This window comes from Lactiplantibacillus sp. DA1 (genome assembly GCF_032681335.1).
Lineage (GTDB): Bacteria > Bacillota > Bacilli > Lactobacillales > Lactobacillaceae > Lactiplantibacillus.
This window is the reverse complement of record NZ_JAWHTQ010000009.1, coordinates 49299-67603: the sequence shown is the minus strand read 5'-3', so window position 1 is coordinate 67603 and position 18305 is coordinate 49299. Positions and strand designations below refer to the sequence as shown.

Genomic DNA, 18305 nt, shown 5'->3' with positions numbered 1-18305 from the left:
TGTCAGACAATAAGAAAGCCAAGTGGTCAAGATGGATTTTGTAGATGTTTACGGTATTAAGCATGAGAATTGTACATTAGTTGCCCCAGCACGTGAATATCAGCGTGTTGTTATTTTCATGGATGCGGTGGGCCGCCGCTTTGTTGCTATGGGACCAGACCCGCAACCGACTAAGTATGGAAGTAGTAGTCAGCATTGGCATCAGGCACAGCCAAGTGCAGCCCCTGAAGGCTACTTTCATATTGACCAGGCTGATTGATCAATCATGGGTAGGGACGAGAGTTGTCGTTAATTTCTCAGGATACTGTTTTGGGGGATAAGGCCGTCTTGTTGCTTTATGAAGATTGACGACAAAGGCGCGCTGCAAGAAGCCATTCCTTCTTGCAGCGCGCCTTTGAATTATTAAATTGAGAATATGAAAAAATCAGTTTTCACGGTGGATTAACACGGCGTGAAAACTGATTAGTGTGGTTATATGATGGGCAGTCAGGGGATCGAACCCTGGACCCACGGATTAAGAGTCCGTTGCTCTGCCAGCTGAGCTAACTGCCCATAACTCAACAAAAAATATAATATCATGAATTTTAGGTTCTGACAATACTATTTCGCAAGTTTTTTCAAAAAAAGTGTTCTTTTTTAGTGATTTGTTGATGAAAGCGATTGCTAAAACGGACAAATGATTTCCCGGGAAATACTACGGCCACGCGGATTAGCAATCAAAGAAAGCCAACTACATTTGTGATATACTAAAACCAGTGTTGAATTTAATATCAACCCACCTGACACGAGAAAATAACTGCTTTTCTCGTAATTTATCGCGTATCACCTTAAAATTGAAATGTAAACCTGTTTTCCCCTAAGGAGGAAGAATCGTTATGAAAAAAATCTTAGTAGTTGATGATGAAAAACCAATCTCCGATATTATGAAATTTAATTTGACCAAAGAGGGTTATGAAGTTCACGTGGCGGCTGATGGTGAGGAAGCCTTACAAAAAGTTGACGAAGTTCACCCTGATTTGATTTTATTAGATTTAATGCTACCGAAAATGGATGGCCTGGAAGTTGCGCGGCAAGTTCGGAAGAACTATGACATGCCGATTATCATGGTTACGGCCAAGGACTCTGAATTAGATAAAGTTTTGGGCTTGGAACTCGGTGCTGATGATTATGTCACGAAGCCGTTTTCTAACCGGGAACTTGTTGCACGAGTCAAAGCAAACTTGCGTCGTCAAGGGACTCCAAGTGCTCAACCAGCAGAAGTTGAAGAGAACTCTGATATTGAGATCGGCGATTTAGTAATTCATCCAGAAGCCTATATGGTCTCAAAGCGTGGGAACAATATTGAATTAACGCACCGGGAATTTGAGCTATTACACTACTTGGCACAACACATTGGGCAGGTAATGACGCGGGAACATTTACTACAGACGGTCTGGGGCTACGACTACTTTGGTGATGTTCGGACCGTTGATGTCACGGTGCGTCGTTTACGTGAAAAAGTTGAAGATAATCCGAGTCATCCAAAGTGGTTGGTGACGCGGCGGGGCGTGGGTTACTACCTCCGCAATCCTGAAAATGAGTAGAGGTTGCTAGACCGTGTTGAGATTTAAACGGAAAAATTTTTTTAAAACGATTAATTTTAAAATTGCACTAGTATTTGCGTTGTTATTATTGATTACGTTGGAAATTGTTGGCGCGATTTTTGTTAAGCAGTTGGAATCGAAGAACATCCAAGATTTTAAGCAAACCGTTCAAATTCCAACTTATATTGATAATTCGTTGGCTGAGCAACTGACTGTAAGTAGTACCCGTAAAGCCAATGGCCAGATCAAAACGATTTTATCAAATTATAACAATACCAATATTGATGAAATCCGAGTAGTCGATAGTAAGGGAACCATTCGGGGGACTAGTGACGTTAATGATCAATCTGTGGTTGGTCAAAAGACAACGGACCGGAATGTTAAAAATGCGATTTATAATAATCGAACTTACACGAAGAGTACCTATGATACGCAAAATAATGGTCGTTATTATATCTCAATTGTGCCATTGTACAGTTCCAACTCAACTGGTAATAGCAGTCAGTTAGTTGGGGTACTGTATGTACGGGCGAATATGAAGTCGGTATATAGTACCATCAACAATATTATGGGGATTTTTGTGATTGCGTCACTGGTCGCCATGGTCTTGGGCTTGGGAATTGCCATTATTATTGCCCGGGCAATAACGCGTCCGATTGAGGAAATGAAGCAACAAACACAGCGGATTGCACGCGGCGACTATGCTGGTCAAGTCCGGGTCTATAGTGATGATGAGTTGGGTCAACTGGCTAAGGCGATTAATAACTTGTCCATTCGCGTTGAAGAATCGCAAGAGTCGACGGAAGCAGAACGGCGGCGGTTAGACAGTGTGCTCTCACATATGAGTGACGGTGTGATTGCCACCGATCGGCGCGGCAATATTACGATTATTAATGAAACGGCGTCGGATTTTATGGATGTGACGGCGGAAAAAGCCATTGGTAATTCGATTCTGGATATTTTGAAGATCCGTGATGACTATTCATTACGTGACTTAATCGAGAATCAGGATGAATTGATGCTCGATTTCTCATCTAATGAACGTGACTTGATCTTAAATGCTTACTTTTCACTTATTCAACGTGAATCTGGATTTATTAGTGGTTTAGTCTGTGTGTTACATGATGTTACGGAACAACAGAAGATTGATAATGACCGTAAGCAATTCGTTTCTAACGTGTCGCACGAATTACGGACACCGTTAACGAGTTTGCGGAGTTACATTGAAGCATTGAGCGATGGTGCTTGGAAAGATCCAGAAGTGGCACCAGGCTTTTTAAAGGTCACTCAGGAAGAAACTGACCGGATGATTCGGATGATTAATGAGCTGTTAAGTTTATCTCGGATGGATTCAGGAACGACCCGCGTTGATATGGAGCTAGTGAATATTAACGAAATGTTTAATTATGTGCTGGATCGGTTCGACATGATTCTGAAAAAAGATGATAATCCGGCTAAGTACTATACGATTAAGCGCGAGTTTACTAAGCGCGACTTATGGGTTGAAATTGACACTGACAAGTTTACGCAAGTGCTCGATAATATTATGAATAATGCGATTAAGTATTCCCCAGATGGTGGGGTGGTCACTTGTCGACTATTAGAAACGCATAATCAGGTCATTATCAGTATTAGTGACCAAGGTTTAGGAATTCCACGAGCTGATTTAGCGCATGTTTTTGACCGCTTTTTCCGGGTCGATAAGGCGCGTTCACGGGCCCAAGGCGGTACCGGACTTGGTCTGGCGATTTCAAAAGAAGTTGTCCAGATGCTAGGCGGTCGAATTTGGGTTGATAGTGTTGAAGGTAAGGGGTCCACGTTCTATATTTCCTTGCCATATGAACCTTATGAGGAGGAGGACCTTTGGGATGACGACTCACAAGCTTAGACGCTTTATCTTACCCATATTGTTGACCATACTGATTCTATTGAGTGTGGTACTGTCGATGTATATTTGGTTAAACCCATCGCGGTATGAACATGAAAGTAAGGTTAGTACCACGTCATCAAATTCCTCGTTAACGACCCGGACGATTGATGACATTTATTTGCCGACCCAGTTGATTTATACGAATAGCCAGGGCAATCAGTCCCTGTTGATCAATAAGAATGTTAGCTTAGTCAGTCAATTTAGTGAACAGTTGCGTAAGTGGGATGCCCGTAGTATCTCTAAGGTGCGAATTACGTCGGCTAAGAGTTATCAGGCGCTGTTGAATGGGGAAGATAGTTATGTTTTAAACTTTCCTGATAGTATTACAGTCAGCCTGTTTAACACCATTTTTAAGCAACAGCTCAATAGTTTCCGTTCTTCCGAGTTTAGTCGCATTGTGATTCCAGTCAATGATACTAATCACATGTACTTTTTAAATGATAACCACCATGAGATTTATAGTGTCAGGTTAAAGAAAAAGTCACTAACTTCACTAAAACGCGTTTTGGCAGCGGATAAAGTTAAACAAATTGCTGTTAAGATGACTTACGAGGATAATACGACTTATATTGATTATCCTAAGCAGGTGACCATGCAACACTATAGCTACCTCATGAGTAAGGCGGCGGCCAGTGAAATTGCCAATCGATTGTTAGATGCGGATGGGAACTCAACGGTATCGGTGCATAATCGGAGTGGGAAGCAAGAGTATACGACTGGGAGTTATAAACGGATGACGGTCGACTCTAAGCTGGGAACAGTTTATTTCGAAGATTATAGTGATTCAGGCACGACGCGAAATCTATCGCTAACGAGTCAGTTAAAGAAGAGTTTTAATCAACTGACGAGTCTCGGCGTACCCATGGATAATATTCGGTACTACGGCTTTGATGCAACTAGTAACAGTGTGATTTATCGAAGCTACGTTGAAGGATTTCCTATCTTTAATCAAACAGAAAACGGTGATGTGCGTATCCAGTTAACTTCGAATGGGTTAGACCGGTACTACTTCTCGTTATACAGCTTACAAGTACCAGTCCCAACCACTGGCCAAAAACAGGCGGTGACCTTACCAAGTTCGACGAGTGTGCTAAAACGTTTGAAGGCTGCTGGTTATAAGGATGATAAGATTGGCAGTATCGAACTGGGCTACGAATGGTCGCAAAATAAGTCGTCCAAACTCGTGATTGACCTGACGCCAACGTATTATGTCTACTATAACGGAACTTGGCGGACGTATACGTCGATGTTAAGTGGATCTTAGGAGGTGGCCGCATGAATTTTCGGAGAATTGAGTGGATTTTCTTACTAGCATTTGTTGTTTTGGATATCTTCTTGGGCTTTATGTTCGTCCAGACGAGTTCTAAATCAACGAAAACGACCGGTGACACGGCAACGACGGTAATTCGTGAAATGCGGGCCGATAATATTAGTTTTAAGAATCCAGATACTCATGAAGGTACGGGTTACTACATTGCCGGGAGCAATGAAAGTGGTTTGAAACAACAATTAAGTCAGTTAACTGAACAGTCAGCGCGGGTTCAAAGTAGTGGTAAGTTAGTCAGTACGTTGCGAGCGACGACAACGATTGATACCCAGAGTCCGAAAGCGGATCTAACGACATTTATGAGTCAACGAACTAACGTGATTCATGGTACCGAGTATGTATATGATGCCGATTTGTCGACAAGCGGGGACTATGTCTTTGTTCAAAAAGTTGCGGATGGCGAAATTCTTACTGGTGCCGGACAAGTGCACTTATTTGTCAATAAGGATAAGCAGTTAACGAGTTATACGCAAACATACGTTGCTAATGTTAAAACGTTACGTGAAAAAGCGGTAACTATCAGTGAAAAAAAAGCATTGGTGGCCTTGTATCAATACAATCAAGTATCGAGTAGCTCGCGGGTCGTGTGGGCCAAACTTGGCTATTCACGGTTATTGAAGCTGAAAGATAGTAGTGTTTATGTGCCAACTTGGATTTTTGCCGTTCGTGGCAAGAATAGTTCTAACATTAGTTTGCACCGTATCAATGCCTTTACGAGTGCTTCAATGAAGAATAGTAATGCAACCACAACGGGTAGTTTGGATACGACGGTCGGCATGGTATGGAATACGTTCGATTAGTCGGTTATTAACGCTAATGGTTGTTTGGTAGTGTGTGGGCTCCATCAGGACTTGTGATGGGGTCCACTTTTTAGTATCTTGCGTTGGATCGGTTGATGATTAATTGTGCGATGGCCTGTCAGTCAGGTTGGCGCTAGGTCTTTAATTTTGTGCTGACTAAAAAATCTAGTCAGCACTTGTTGTGTGCGATGGCGTTTTAACACGGCTGGTCCTCGATGATCATTAGTCGTTGAAGCGAGGGGATACTTGATGTTGTGGGTTGCTTACTTTTCAACCCTGCTAAAAGCGTGTATCATGTAAAGATAGTAATGGATTTCAGAGATGGGAAGAGCCTAAATAATGGTATTAAAATTAGCAACGGATGATATGAAAGTAAGCATACTGGCATCGGGAAGTACAGGTAATGTCACGTATATTGAAACGCCAGAGCACAAGGTATTGGTCGATGCAGGGCTAAGTGGTAAAAAAATTGCTAACCTGATGACATCGATTGGCCGTGACATTAATGAAGTCGATAGTTTGTTTATTAGTCATGAACATACTGATCATTGTCATTCTGCGGGGATCTTGGCGCGGAAATATGGCTTAGATGTTTATGCTAATCAGGGAACCTGGGATGCGATGGCCCATAAAATTGGAAATGTGCCGGCCGAGCTGTGCCACGTTTTTGATCCAGATACGACCTTGGGCTTAGGCGATCTTGATGTGGAATCGTTTAGTGTATCGCACGATGCGGCGGAACCGCAGTTTTATGAACTACATCATGCGGGCAAGTCGTTCGTGATTATCACAGATACGGGCTACGTTTCGGAGCACGTTGAAGGGGTGATTCGCGATGCTGACGGCTACTTATTTGAATGTAATCATGACTTAGAGATGTTGCGGATGGGCCGTTATCCATGGCCACTTAAGCAGCGGATCATTGGTGATGAAGGCCACCTGTCCAATGAGGATGGTGCCAACGCGTTGATGGATGTTATCGGCCGCCATACTAAGCGGATTTATCTGGGGCATCGTAGCCAGGATAATAATCTGAAGTCCTTGGCACACTTGACGGTGGCATCTATGATGACTGAACATGATTTTGGTGTGGAACATGATTTTCAACTATATGATACGGAGCCTGAACAAGCGACTAAGTTAATCACGTTATAGGCTAGCTTTAATGTTTCGCAATGCTTCAGTCATAAAAAAATCACACTTTTTCGCTAAAATAAACTTAAAATCAGCATTAGTAGGGAGGGATCGCGTTTCGACGCGCAATTATGGCTAATAAATCATTAATCAAGGTTGCAGTAACCGCACTGGTAGCCGGACTAATCGGTGGTGGTGTCGCTTACGGTGGAATTAACTATTTTCAGGATAATAACATCGCTACGTCATCGACCAGTGTGCCAACCGGTTCTAATAAATCGGGGTCAACGTCAACGACGAACGTTAAGGTCAATGTCAGTTCACAGGCGACCAAGGTGTTTGAAAATAACAAGGCGGCCGTGGTGTCTGTCATTAATCTCCAAAAGAAGAGCTCTTCAAGTAGTTGGAGCGGTATTTTGGGCGGCGATGATTCGTCTGGCAGCGATAGTTCTTCGAGTTCGGACTCGAGTTCAAGCAAGTTAGAAGAATATAGTGAAGGTTCTGGGCTCATCTATAAGAAGAGTGGCGACGCAGCTTATATTGTGACCAATAATCACGTGGTTAGCGGCTCAAACGCGATTCGAGTGATTATGAGTGACGGAACAAAATTATCAGCTAAAATCGTCGGAACCGACTCTGTTACCGACCTGGCCGTTCTGAAGATTAATTCTTCTAAGGTAACGAAGACAGCCAGCTTTGGGAATTCAGATAGTATCAAAGTTGGTGAAACGGCCTTAGCCATTGGGTCACCAATGGGATCTAATTACGCAACGACTTTGACGCAAGGGATTATTTCGGCGAAGAAGCGGACGGTTGCAACGACTAATACGTCGGGGCAAACGACTGGGTATGCGACAGTTATTCAGACAGATGCCGCAATTAACTCTGGAAACTCTGGTGGACCACTATTTAACATTGCTGGCCAAGTGATTGGGATCAACTCCATGAAGTTAGCATCAGATAACTCTGGGACGAGTGTTGAAGGGATGGGCTTTGCGATTCCAAGTAATGAAGTTGTGAAGATTATCAATGAACTGGTTCAAAAGGGTGAAGTGGTTCGACCAGCCTTAGGGGTGGCAACTTACGATCTAGCTAATATTTCCGCTAGTGATCAGAAGTCCGTTCTGAAGTTACCAACGAGTGTTATGAAGGGTGTCGTCATCATGAAGACGTACTCAGGGTCACCAGCCAAGGCTGCTGGATTGACGAAGTACGATGTCATTACGGAACTGGGTGGCAAGAAGGTAACTAGCCTGGCAACGTTGCGGAGTGCCTTATATGCCCATTCAGTTAATGATACGGTCACCGTTAAGTATTATCATGATGGCAAGCTGAAGACGGCCAACATGAAGTTAACCGAAACTACCAAAACGTTAACTAAGCAAAGCAACTAATAAATGAGAATTTCATAAGCGTCCCTGACTGCGAGTAGCGGTCAGGGACATTTTTTAGGCTTATGGGCAAAATTATGAAAAAACGAAGAATCAATTTTCAATAATGGCGGAAATTTGCGAAAGTTGGCAGTAGTTACGAAAAAAACCGAACAAACTGAGTGAAATATCGAAAAGTATTTATTGTAAGATTTGAAGGTGGGCAAAATTGTGGACAACTTTGGTGATAAATTTTAAGCGCGTTAGTTGAAATTTATGAACACCCAGAACCACGGGGTTGAAGCTTGTTCAAAAGTTATCCACAGGCACCGCGGCGGCCTGTGGATTTAATTTTAAAAAGTTATTTTAATAGGCTTCGGTTCTTGATATAATAGGATTTGTAACCGGAATCCACGAACAAGTGTTGCTGTGTAAAACTGTGGATAAGTCGGAAAGGGCTTGACAAAATAAGGCTAAATAAATATTGTGGCGAACTGGTGTTCAACACAATATATTGATTATTGAGTTATGCACCTGTGGATAACTGTGTTAATAACTTGTGTAAAGGCGGTCAATTATGAACATCAAAATTATCTGTGTCGGGAAGTTAAAAGAGAAATACTTCAAACAAGGGATTGCGGAATATGCGAAAAGAATGAGTAAATTCGCCAAATTTCAGATTATCGAGGTGCCGGATGAAAAGGCACCGGAGTCATTAAGTAACGCGGAGATGGAAAATGTGAAGGCCAAAGAGGGTCAACGGATCCTGGAAAAAATTAAGGATCGCGATTACGTGTACGCACTAGCGATTTTGGGTAAGGAACGCTCGAGTGAAGAATTTGCCGCAGAAATTGATAAGTTAACGACGTATGGTCATAGCGATATTGATTTCGTGATTGGCGGTTCGCTGGGGTTATCACCGGAAGTGCTGAAGCGTGCGGATACTCAGATTTCGTTTGGGCGTTTTACGTTGCCCCACCAATTAATGCGGTTGGTGCTGTCGGAGCAGGTTTATCGGGCGTTTATGATTAATGTGGGAAGTCCGTATCATAAGTGAAGCACTGTTAACAGCTAAATAGATGACTAAATATCTTGATATAAAATCGGTTAAACGGAGTAATTTCACCTGATTTTAATTTGTGAGGATTCGTTGTGAAATCCCAATGATTTGATCCATTATGCGGTAGGAGAGTTTACGAGCGGCAACTACCATTAGTTTATCAATAAATTTAGCTTGATAGCGTGACTTTGGTCGTTTAATGGTGCTAACTTTTAACATTAATTGCCCCAATTCATCGGCGGTTGACATGCCTTTAATGGTAGTTTTAGCCACACGTTCTGCCATTGAACGGTAAGGAGAAGATTTTGGTGTCGCTTTTAGTAAGTGTTCATTGGTGATTTGTTGCCAATTCGTGTCAGTGCCACCGGGCTCAATAATAATAACATCAATTCCAAAAGATTTTACCTCCAATCGTAATGAATCACTTAAGGCTTCTAACGCATGTTTTGAAGCGTAGTACCAACCGCCAAGCGGGGAGTATAATTGACCGCCTGTTGATGAGTTATTGATGATTTTACCGTAATGTTGTTTGCGCATAGTAGGTAAAACGAGTTGAATTAAATTAAGAGCACCGAATACATTAACTTCAAATTGGCGTTTAGCCTCAGCAGAAGTTACATCTTCTAACGCACCGAACGATCCGTAACCAGCATTGTTGATCAAGACGTCGATACGGCCGGTATCGGCTAGAACCTGATCCACAAACGCTTGGTTAGATTCAGCATTAGTAACATCCAAATGAAGTGTGTGAATTCCCAGTCTTGTTAAATGAGACATTTTTTCAACACGACGTGCACCGGCATAAACTTCATAACCAGCTTGTGAAAAGTGACGTGCGGCAGCTTCACCCATGCCAGCAGAGGCACCGGTAATTAATGCAACGGGTTTAGTAATCATAAATAGGAATCTCCTTTAGAGAATATATATTCTTTTTAAGTTCAAAAAGTAGTCACTCATTATTAATCGATAAAACAATCATAAAAGAATCTTCATTCTTTGTCAATAGAAAACAAACCGAATATTTATGGTTTGACACAGAATTAAAATTCTTTTATAGTGCTTATATGAAAGAAAAAAACGAGCAAAGACGGCAAGATATTCTGGATGCTACGGTTCAAATGATCAATGCAGAGGGATTAGGCGGCATTACCATGACTAAAGTTGCCAAAAAAGCGGCAATTTCACAATCTAATATATATATTTATTTTGAGAATAAGGAGGATTTAGTTAAACAAGCGTTTTTAAGTCGGAAACAAAAAATGTCAGATTACTTGTTTGCACACTTTAATGCTCAAGTTAGTGCTCTTGATAATTTGGCATTGTTTGCACGTGCGCTCTATCAATTTGCGGCTGATAACCCAGAGGATGCAGATTTGATTCAGCAATTTCAAGCGGCACCAATTATGGCGACATTGGATTTGTCCCAGGATGAAGCTGGCATGCGATTTGATGATATTGTAGCGGCATTGGATAAAGGAATTGAAAGTGGGGAAATACGTTCGATTGATCCAAGGGTCATCTTAGCGATGGGCACCAACACATTGTTGAGTTATGAACGCATGGTCCGGTTACATCAAGTTGATCCGGTAACGACACCGTTAAGTGTGGTTATTGAAATGATTCTTACGGGCTGTGCTAATTAGTAGATTTACGTAATAAAAGATATTTTATATAAGCGATGAGTAATCGTACAGTGTATATATTTAGCTTGCTTATCTTTAAAATTTGTTTGATGGTATGATAATGCTTGTCGGACGATGTAATATACTAACATAAGTATAGATGTCAATTAGGAGTTACCATGGATCTTTATAAAATAAATCAAAGTCAAAATAGTCTAAGTAAAGTAAGTGTTTCAAGTTTTAATATTGAACGTGAACTACAAAATTTGATTGAAAATAACCTGGAATTAGTCCTAGGAGTTCAATTTATTGTCAGTGAATTTACAGTGGGGCATTATCGGTTAGATACAGTGGCGTATGATAGCGAAGTCCGAACTTTCGTAATCATTGAATATAAACGAACGTCTAAGGATAGTGTGGTTGATCAGGGCACTGCCTATTTAAATACACTTTTGCAACATAAAGCTGATTTTACGTTAGCCTACAATGAAAAGCTTGGTGCCCGGGCGCGAGTGGCTGACTTTGACTGGACACAAACACGGGTTGTTTTTATCGCTGGTAGTTATACTAATTATCAAAAAGATGCTATCGATAACCCCAATTTGCCAATTGAGTTATATGAGGCTAGGAAAACTGAGAATGGCTATTTGACGCTACTTCAGATTATAAATAATAGTGAAAATAGTCGTTTTGCAAATAACGTTAATACGTCATTGTCACAGTCCAAAACAATTCCGAAAGCGGCGGATGTTGATCAAGTAAGTGATTTGAAGCCCTATACTGAGGCAATGTTCATGGATAGAGCAGCTGCTAATATTTGTGACTTGTATGATGAGCTTAAAGCCGCCATTTTGCTGTGGGATTCAGAATTTGAAGTTAAACCGACCAAAGTCTACATCGGACTACGTATCAAACATCATAATGTGGTTGACTTGTTACCGCAGAAAAACCAATTAAAAATCTGGATCAATTTATCTAAGGGGGAGTTAAACGATCCCAACGATTTGTTGAGAGATGTTAGCAATATTGGCCATTGGGGAAATGGAGACTATGAGTTAATTATGAAAGATGATACTCAGATTGAATATATCTTGAGTTTAATCAAACAGGCATGGGAAAATTATCGTCACTAAAACTATAAACGAATCGCAGGTGCATCCATATCACAACCATCAAAGAAATTACTGAAGCTATCAAGGCTGATCCCGATAACGCTGAATACACAGCAAAAGGTTGGGATCCGCTATTTCACGTATTACCGACAGCTACTATTTTAGTAATCAGCCAGGCACCTGGGCGCATTGCTCAAAATACCAAGACGTACTTTAATGATGCGAGCGGTGACCGACTACGGGACTGGATGGGCGTGACGCGGGCGCAATTCTATCAAAGTGACCGCATTGCGGTTATGCCACTAGATTTCTACTATCCTGGTAAGGGCAAAAGCGGTGACTTGCCACCGCGCAAGGGCTTCATGGATAAGTGGCATGAACCGCTGCTAGCAATGATGCCTAACGTTCAACTGACGTTACTTGTGGGCCAATATGCAATCAAGGCGTATTTAGGCCGTTCACGACAAAAAACGTTGACTGCAACGGTTCAAAATTATCAGGATTACTTGCCTGATTATTTCCCATTAGTGCATCCATCGCCCCTAAATTATGGCTGGCAAAAGAAAAATCCATGGTTTCAAACGACCGTGGTGCCGGATCTTCAACGACGGGTAAAGATTGCATTAAAATAAGGTCTACGACAGCCTTGTTAAGGCCAGTGTTCATAGCTTGTTGACTGTAACTTTTAAGGGCCTGATTTGGTTAAAAACGTGGTAATACTGAGCATGAATGGCTCGGTATTACCACGTTTGTAGTTTACTGGTTTATGACGATGCGCTTAGCTAGCCAAGTTTCCTTACTTGAAAAAGATAGTTCTATCTTTTATAATGATATTTATTCTCTTTGTTCATCACTATTTAAAATATAGGAGCTAAAAATTCATGGAAACAATTAAAGCGATTCACACCCGGCATTCAGTCCGGGCGTTTAAAGATGACCCTATTGAGCCACAGCTATTAACAACGATTGTTACGGATGCTCAGCAAACCCCCTCGTGGGGCAATTCACAACCATGGCAAGTCTATATTGCAACGGGGCACGCACTAACTAATATTAAGCAACACTATGCTACTGCCGCTGAGCAAGGGATGACGGAAGACGCTGATCTCGCCAAAGTACACCGGGGTGATTTTTCGGCGTTTGCTAGCCAAAATATGGGGCACTGGGTCGGAACTTTTCGGCCCGTGATCGACTCAGGCCCGACCACTTATTGGGATAGTCGTGTTAATCTTTATCGCGCACCGGCGATTGCCTATCTTGTGCTCGACGCTAACCCTAATAGTTGGTCAATCTATGATTTAGGCGCTTTTTCGCAGACGTTAATGTTGGCCGCAACTGCTCGCGGAGTACAGTCAGTACCATCTTATGAATTGGTTAAATATCCGGCTATTGTACGAAATGCACTCGGGATGCCTGCGAATAAAATAGTGGCGATGGGGATTGCTTTAGGCTATGAAAAGCTTGAAAAACCGTTAAATCAATTTCGAACTGACCGAGTTGCTACGCCGAAAATTTTGCACATTATCAATTAGTATTCACTTTTGCGGCAGAAACCAACTGTTTACCAGCAGACACTGTTGCCAACCGACACCGTTTCATCTAAGATGGAGGGTAACTTGAACCTGATAGGGGAGGCTGGGCAATGTCGACTAAACAACGAACGTACAAAATTAAATCCTATGTCAACGCTAGCCATGCGGTGCGGTGGGCAACGGGCTCCGGAAAAAAGCACACGCACACGTGGGAAATTGTCTGTGAACTGCACACGGTTGATGCGATGGTCGCTTTTTACGATATTGAAAAAAACTTGCATCAAGCGTTGGATGAATTGTCAGGTAAATTTTTGAACGACTTACCTGAATTTAAAACTGTTAATCCGACTGTTGAAAATGTCACGGAGTACTTGTTTACCAAGATTGATAAGACATTGCGAGACAACGGGGCGCAACTCATGCGAATTGAGGTCAGCGACTCGCCAACACGCGCTTATTGTATCAGCGTCACCGAATAAGATTAATGAAAGGGGCCACCAAGAACGGCAGTTGTAACTGTTCTTGGTGGCCCTGATTTTTATTTAATTATCGTTTTGGACGGACAACTGCTAAAAAGTCAGCTAAAGCCTGCGGGTTGGTCAATTGTCGATTACACTGATTGCTGTCACGACAAATATAATTGCCGTTACGCGTGTAAGGTCCGAGACCAGATGACTTGGTTGTCGACATAAAGAGTGCGACGTTGCCAATTGTTTGGCAAATGGCACAGACGCCCTTGACTGTTTGTGGTGCTAAATCTCCCTGGATACCAATGAGACGATCATGATCCGGGATTACTAAATACTTTTTCTGGTTACCACCATCATTCCAACCTAGGTAAGTCAATTCGTGTAATGCTAATTGTGACCATACAGGCTGCTTCAACTTTTTGACCTTGCGAAACAACTTGCTTAGTTGCTTTGTCGTCAAGGATGGAAACGGAATAATTAGAGGAATTAGCGTTTCAAGTAGTTGAGGGGCCTTGGCACGGGTTAGCCGGTCCGTTTGCAAATGGGACAAGAAATTAGCGGTGATTGGATTGTCACTAGGAAGCAGTGGCGTAATCCGCTCGATAGCTTGTGCCCGTACGACGGCTCTAATTTGAAGATCGTTTACGGCGAGCTCGGCGCTAATTAACTGATTGACTTGCTGAGTAATATAACTGTATTGATAGGCGGTAATTGTCGGTTGCATAATATAATTCCTTTCAGATTCAAACCAGACACTTCTCTGAAAGGTTCTGTCGAAAAGTGTCGCTAACGAGCAGCACTTTTGCGTACAGATAATGATGCCATCATCATTAATCATCTCCTTATTGCGGCCGATTATAGCCACAGTGATAAACAGTATAACGGATGCTGCTGATTTTGGCAATAGATGGTGCCTGTGTCTAGCTGTTAAAGTCTAGATACCCATTTTTGTCATAATATTGGTGACTTATTTGTTCGATGATAAGGCGACCAATGTTTTTAGCCGGTAGCCAAAAATAAAGATGGTGAATCAAACGCAGCCAATTATGCTCACGATAGATGGACGTTAAATCGGTAGAATTCAATTCTTTTATTAAAAGTTGGTTGGTAGTTTGTAGCCAAATACATAACTCATTATCAGTTAGCTTATGGGCAGTGAGTGCCATTATAAGTGGATGTGCTAAGCGAGCTTCCTCGTCGGCGACAAAAACGCGGTTTTGACGTTGAACGACAGTTTGAATTGCTGATAGTGCTCGCGATGATTGGCTGATTGGGAACTGTGGATGACACCATGCTACACCGAGTAGGTCACTACCATGAGCAATGGCATGGGCCCAACCTTTATTGCGCACAAAACCACGTTGATCGTGTTCTCTTACAAGATAGGTTAATGCATCGTCAAATAGTTGATTACGAGTCGTATCAGTAAGCCAGGGATGAGTGGTATCGCTGAGTAAGATTTCGGTCGTTAATAGTGCGGTGAAAGAACGTAAGAAAACTCTATCGTTTGTTGGTTCTTCAATAGACTTAAATAACCAATGCTCTTTCAATATCGGTTGAATAATTTGCTGCTTTTGAGAGTCAGTGAAGGCCTGACTTTCTAAACCGCGACCTAAGAGCTGATAAACTAAATCGTCGCGAATAGCTGGATCTAAAGCACCAACATGGTTTAGTAACCAGGTAACTTGTTTATCTGTGAAATGCAAATTAGTTTGGTTAAGCGTTGCTTGTAGTGTATTTATAATTGCTTCCATAAAAAATCAGCTCCTCATAGTGTCATTATACGATAATCAAATACCGTAAGTCCTAAAATGTTTCACGTGAAACTTTCGCCACGGGACACTAAAACATCACGCAACTCGTGAGTTACGTGATGTTCTCAAATACATATTCGCTTTGAATTGTGCTTAATTCGTGACTGAATCTTTGACTTGTTTCAGCGCATTTTGGACCGCTTCTTTAATAGCTCGGCTAGATGCAGAGGCACCTGAAACGGCGTCAACGCTAGTGGAGTTGGCTGCCACAATTTCTTGTGGAATTTGATCGATAGCGGTTAAACCAACATCTTCACTTTCATGGTGTTGAATAACATCGACTGCTTGAATTTTATGGTCGTTGTAAGTCACACGCACAATAACTTTGCCACCTAGCCCGGCATTGGAACTGCCGAGATATTGATCAGCGGCCAGTTTAACATTAGATGCTGTTTCGCCATCAACAAGGTCATTAATTCCGTTGGCTTCGTTGGCGGTGACAGATTCACTATCTACCTTTGGACGAGCAGCGTTTTCACCGGCTAACTTACCAAAGATCAAACATTCGGCTAAATTACCACCACCTTGATAGCAGTTTGCAACGATACCGCCTAATTCACCAGCGCCGAACAAGTGTGGAATAGGTTCGTCATTGACGTTGAGAATTTGGGCATTTTCATTGCGTTGTGGCCCCCCTTGCGTGTTGAGGACGTCATTGGCCGCAGCAATGGCATAGTAAGGGCCATCGTCCAGTTGACGCATCGTTTGCGGATCACGACCAAATTCAAAATCACGTCCCACTTCTGTGTAGTGATTAAAGTCAGTTACCGTCTGTTGTAGATTATTAGCAGGAACTCCCAATTTGGCGGCCAATTGTGCAATCGTTGGCGCGGAAACGAGTTTGGTCATGAATTTCGGATACGGTAACTGACCAGCCTGACTTTCTTCTTGTTTGAAGGCATCGTACTGGGTTTGATCAAAAATTAAGTAGGGGTGCTGATTATTCATTGGGATTAGCCAAGAGCCATGTGTGTAAACGTGTCCGTGACGGTGCTTAGCGTCTTCTTGGAAGTAGCGTGTCCCATCATCAGCGATAACGAAAATACTACCGTTCTTTAATAAAGGCCAGTGTTCAATTTGACGGCCCCGTTCATTGGCGTCTTCTTTGAAGGTGATTCCAGGTAAGATACCGTGAGATTCATAATTGGTCATGTGCCACATTTTGGCATCAACTTCTTGAGCCATTTTGATACCATCACCGCGGTTATAGAGCGTCCCAAGTGGTGTCAGATTATCACTGTGCAAGTAGGTTTGCTTTAACTCAGGATTGTTTTCAAAACCACCCATAGCTAAAACGACGCCATTATTGGCATGGATATTAAGCAGTCGTTCGCCCCGTTTGATTTGGACCCCTTGGATCACTTTAGTATTAGGATCTTGGATCAAATGTTGTGCCCGTGAGTCCAACCAAACGTCAATATTGTCAGCTCGTTCAAGGACTTTTTGCCGGAGTAGTTTCCATAATGCAGCGTCTTTATCACGTTTGTGAACGAGGGCAAAGTCAATCGTATCACTTCCGGCTAGTTCTGGGTATTCCGCCATGGTTTTTTTGATGGCAACGGCATCACCGGGTTTAATATCATGTTTCCAACTAACGGCTTTAATCCCCAGATATTTTTCAAAATATGCTGGAATTTTACTCATACCGCTTAAATAGGCGTTGAGTGTCTTAGTAGGGGTACTGAATGGCGCGCCCAGTGCTTGATAATAAGCGGTTAGTTTATCTAAGCTTTCACCCGTAACGACGTGTTGGGCGGAGTAGCGGGTGTTGCCACCTTCACGGCCAAATGGTGCCGCATCAACTACTAGTACGTGGGCACCATTATCAGCAGCAAAACGAGCCGCTGAAGCACCGGCACCACCAAAGCCTAAAACGATAACGTCGTAGTTACCGTGCCAGTTCACATTGAGCGCGGGCGTGCCGTTGAGTGCCTTAACGTATTTTTCAAAGTTATCGAAGCACCGTTCCAAGAACTTGATAGAAGGGGCATCGGTCATTTGACCATTCTGATCAAAGGCTTTAGCAGCGTAGCTTAACATGTATTCATTGCCAGGGAGTACCTGAGCATCAACTCCGGGCGCATTGAGAATATTGCGTAAGTCACCTTGAGCACGGCACGTCCCCTGTACGCCAAGGGAAGTACCGACTAACATGACGGGTTTGTTAGCAAAGGGGTGGAGCTGGTAAGAAAGCCATTCAATAACGTTCTTGAGTGCGGCCGGAATGGCATGATCGTATTCGGGTACCCCGATGATCACCCCATCGGCTTGGCTAATTTTATCATTTAAGGTTTGAACGGTGGCTGGAATATCATCTTGATCAGGCTCATTGAATAGTGGGATTCCGGTAATCTCATTGACGTCAATCGTAGCCCGCTGACTAAAGTGGTGATTCATAAATTGTAATAGTTCACGATTGTAAGATTGTTGTGCAGTCGTACCAATCAAGGCGACGTATTTCATAATCAACATTCCTTTATTATTTTTTTAGTTGGATAAGCACATCGATTGTTTACGCTTTCAATATAATTAACTACATAGAAAAAACAAC

The 18305-nt window shown here is 42.4% G+C and carries 17 protein-coding genes and 1 tRNA gene; 13 read left to right on the top strand and 5 right to left on the bottom strand.

Annotated features, from left to right (window positions below; translation table 11 throughout):
• Positions 1–31: 31 nt before the first annotated feature.
• Complete coding sequence (locus RXV91_RS13825; RefSeq protein WP_021730356.1) at positions 32–259, top strand: hypothetical protein; 228 nt, start codon at positions 32–34, stop codon at positions 257–259.
• Positions 260–479: 220 nt separating this feature from the next.
• On the opposite strand, the gene RXV91_RS13820 is transcribed toward RXV91_RS13825, so the two are convergent.
• Positions 480–552: transfer RNA gene (locus RXV91_RS13820), tRNA-Lys, on the bottom strand.
• 323 nt (positions 553–875) lie between these two features.
• Here RXV91_RS13820 and yycF point away from each other — a divergent pair.
• From yycF to rlmH, 7 genes are all read left to right on the top strand, one after another.
• Complete coding sequence (gene yycF / locus RXV91_RS13815) at positions 876–1583, top strand: response regulator YycF (RefSeq protein ID WP_316440343.1); 708 nt, start codon at positions 876–878, stop codon at positions 1581–1583.
• Between the two features lie 13 nt (positions 1584–1596).
• Complete coding sequence (walK, locus tag RXV91_RS13810) at positions 1597–3471, top strand: cell wall metabolism sensor histidine kinase WalK (RefSeq protein ID WP_316440342.1); 1875 nt, start codon at positions 1597–1599, stop codon at positions 3469–3471.
• Positions 3452–4777, top strand: coding sequence for a YycH family regulatory protein (locus RXV91_RS13805; RefSeq protein WP_021730359.1), 1326 nt, complete (start codon positions 3452–3454; stop codon positions 4775–4777). Before walK ends, RXV91_RS13805 begins: the two co-directional genes overlap by 20 nt.
• 11 nt (positions 4778–4788) lie before the next feature.
• Positions 4789–5640, top strand: a complete 852-nt coding sequence (locus RXV91_RS13800) for a two-component system regulatory protein YycI (protein ID WP_021730360.1) — start codon at positions 4789–4791, stop codon at positions 5638–5640.
• Positions 5641–5979: 339 nt separating this feature from the next.
• A complete protein-coding gene (locus RXV91_RS13795) occupies positions 5980–6795 on the top strand; it encodes an MBL fold metallo-hydrolase (protein ID WP_021730362.1) in 816 nt (271 codons plus the stop codon).
• Between the two features lie 110 nt (positions 6796–6905).
• Complete coding sequence (locus RXV91_RS13790; protein WP_316440341.1) at positions 6906–8168, top strand: trypsin-like peptidase domain-containing protein; 1263 nt, start codon at positions 6906–6908, stop codon at positions 8166–8168.
• 553 nt (positions 8169–8721) lie between these two features.
• Positions 8722–9201 (top strand): 23S rRNA (pseudouridine(1915)-N(3))-methyltransferase RlmH, encoded by a 480-nt coding sequence (rlmH, locus tag RXV91_RS13785; protein WP_316440340.1) that lies wholly within the window; start codon positions 8722–8724, stop codon positions 9199–9201.
• A 75-nt stretch (positions 9202–9276) separates the two neighbouring features.
• Here rlmH and RXV91_RS13780 read toward each other — a convergent pair whose 3' ends face one another.
• Entirely contained in the window at positions 9277–10101 is an 825-nt protein-coding gene (locus RXV91_RS13780; RefSeq protein WP_316440339.1) for an oxidoreductase, read from the bottom strand.
• Between the two features lie 167 nt (positions 10102–10268).
• Between RXV91_RS13780 and RXV91_RS13775 the strand changes: the two genes are divergently transcribed.
• From RXV91_RS13775 to RXV91_RS13755, 5 genes are all read left to right on the top strand, one after another.
• Complete coding sequence (locus RXV91_RS13775; protein ID WP_316440338.1) at positions 10269–10847, top strand: TetR/AcrR family transcriptional regulator; 579 nt, start codon at positions 10269–10271, stop codon at positions 10845–10847.
• Between the two features lie 158 nt (positions 10848–11005).
• Positions 11006–11959 carry a DUF5655 domain-containing protein gene (locus RXV91_RS13770; RefSeq protein ID WP_316440337.1) on the top strand — a complete coding sequence of 318 codons (954 nt, stop codon included), beginning with the start codon at positions 11006–11008 and terminating at the stop codon, positions 11957–11959.
• Positions 11960–11988: 29 nt separating this feature from the next.
• Positions 11989–12570 carry a uracil-DNA glycosylase family protein gene (locus RXV91_RS13765; RefSeq protein WP_316440399.1) on the top strand — a complete coding sequence of 194 codons (582 nt, stop codon included), beginning with the start codon at positions 11989–11991 and terminating at the stop codon, positions 12568–12570.
• A gap of 249 nt (positions 12571–12819) precedes the next feature.
• Positions 12820–13470 carry a nitroreductase gene (locus RXV91_RS13760; RefSeq protein WP_316440336.1) on the top strand — a complete coding sequence of 217 codons (651 nt, stop codon included), beginning with the start codon at positions 12820–12822 and terminating at the stop codon, positions 13468–13470.
• A gap of 110 nt (positions 13471–13580) precedes the next feature.
• On the top strand, positions 13581–13949 hold the full coding sequence (locus tag RXV91_RS13755; RefSeq protein ID WP_316440335.1) for a 6-carboxytetrahydropterin synthase: 369 nt from the start codon (positions 13581–13583) through the stop codon (positions 13947–13949).
• A gap of 67 nt (positions 13950–14016) precedes the next feature.
• Here the strand turns inward: RXV91_RS13755 and RXV91_RS13750 are convergent, their stop codons facing one another.
• The 3 genes from RXV91_RS13750 to RXV91_RS13740 all read right to left on the bottom strand — a co-directional run bounded on the left by RXV91_RS13750 (position 14017) and on the right by RXV91_RS13740 (position 18217).
• A complete protein-coding gene (locus RXV91_RS13750) occupies positions 14017–14664 on the bottom strand; it encodes a FusB/FusC family EF-G-binding protein (protein WP_316440334.1) in 648 nt (215 codons plus the stop codon).
• Between the two features lie 196 nt (positions 14665–14860).
• Positions 14861–15694, bottom strand: a complete 834-nt coding sequence (locus tag RXV91_RS13745) for a DUF2785 domain-containing protein (RefSeq protein ID WP_060684236.1) — start codon at positions 15692–15694, stop codon at positions 14861–14863.
• Positions 15695–15847: 153 nt separating this feature from the next.
• A complete protein-coding gene (locus RXV91_RS13740) occupies positions 15848–18217 on the bottom strand; it encodes an FAD-binding protein (protein ID WP_316440333.1) in 2370 nt (789 codons plus the stop codon).
• Positions 18218–18305: the final 88 nt, after the last annotated feature.

Excerpts from the sequence above, each read along its gene's own strand:
- RXV91_RS13790 (WP_316440341.1), top strand. The coding sequence starts at position 6,906 with ATGGCTAATAAATCATTAATCAAGGTTGCAGTAACCGCACTGGTAGCC.
- RXV91_RS13740 (WP_316440333.1), bottom strand. The coding sequence starts at position 18,217 with ATGAAATACGTCGCCTTGATTGGTACGACTGCACAACAATCTTACAAT.
- RXV91_RS13825 (WP_021730356.1), top strand. The coding sequence starts at position 32 with ATGGATTTTGTAGATGTTTACGGTATTAAGCATGAGAATTGTACATTA.
- RXV91_RS13745 (WP_060684236.1), bottom strand. The coding sequence starts at position 15,694 with ATGGAAGCAATTATAAATACACTACAAGCAACGCTTAACCAAACTAAT.
- RXV91_RS13750 (WP_316440334.1), bottom strand. The coding sequence starts at position 14,664 with ATGCAACCGACAATTACCGCCTATCAATACAGTTATATTACTCAGCAA.
- RXV91_RS13760 (WP_316440336.1), top strand. The coding sequence starts at position 12,820 with ATGGAAACAATTAAAGCGATTCACACCCGGCATTCAGTCCGGGCGTTT.
- RXV91_RS13780 (WP_316440339.1), bottom strand. The coding sequence starts at position 10,101 with ATGATTACTAAACCCGTTGCATTAATTACCGGTGCCTCTGCTGGCATG.
- RXV91_RS13795 (WP_021730362.1), top strand. The coding sequence starts at position 5,980 with ATGGTATTAAAATTAGCAACGGATGATATGAAAGTAAGCATACTGGCA.
- RXV91_RS13800 (WP_021730360.1), top strand. The coding sequence starts at position 4,789 with ATGAATTTTCGGAGAATTGAGTGGATTTTCTTACTAGCATTTGTTGTT.
- RXV91_RS13805 (WP_021730359.1), top strand. The coding sequence starts at position 3,452 with ATGACGACTCACAAGCTTAGACGCTTTATCTTACCCATATTGTTGACC.
- RXV91_RS13775 (WP_316440338.1), top strand. The coding sequence starts at position 10,269 with ATGAAAGAAAAAAACGAGCAAAGACGGCAAGATATTCTGGATGCTACG.
- RXV91_RS13755 (WP_316440335.1), top strand. The coding sequence starts at position 13,581 with ATGTCGACTAAACAACGAACGTACAAAATTAAATCCTATGTCAACGCT.
- yycF (WP_316440343.1), top strand. The coding sequence starts at position 876 with ATGAAAAAAATCTTAGTAGTTGATGATGAAAAACCAATCTCCGATATT.
- RXV91_RS13770 (WP_316440337.1), top strand. The coding sequence starts at position 11,006 with ATGGATCTTTATAAAATAAATCAAAGTCAAAATAGTCTAAGTAAAGTA.
- rlmH (WP_316440340.1), top strand. The coding sequence starts at position 8,722 with ATGAACATCAAAATTATCTGTGTCGGGAAGTTAAAAGAGAAATACTTC.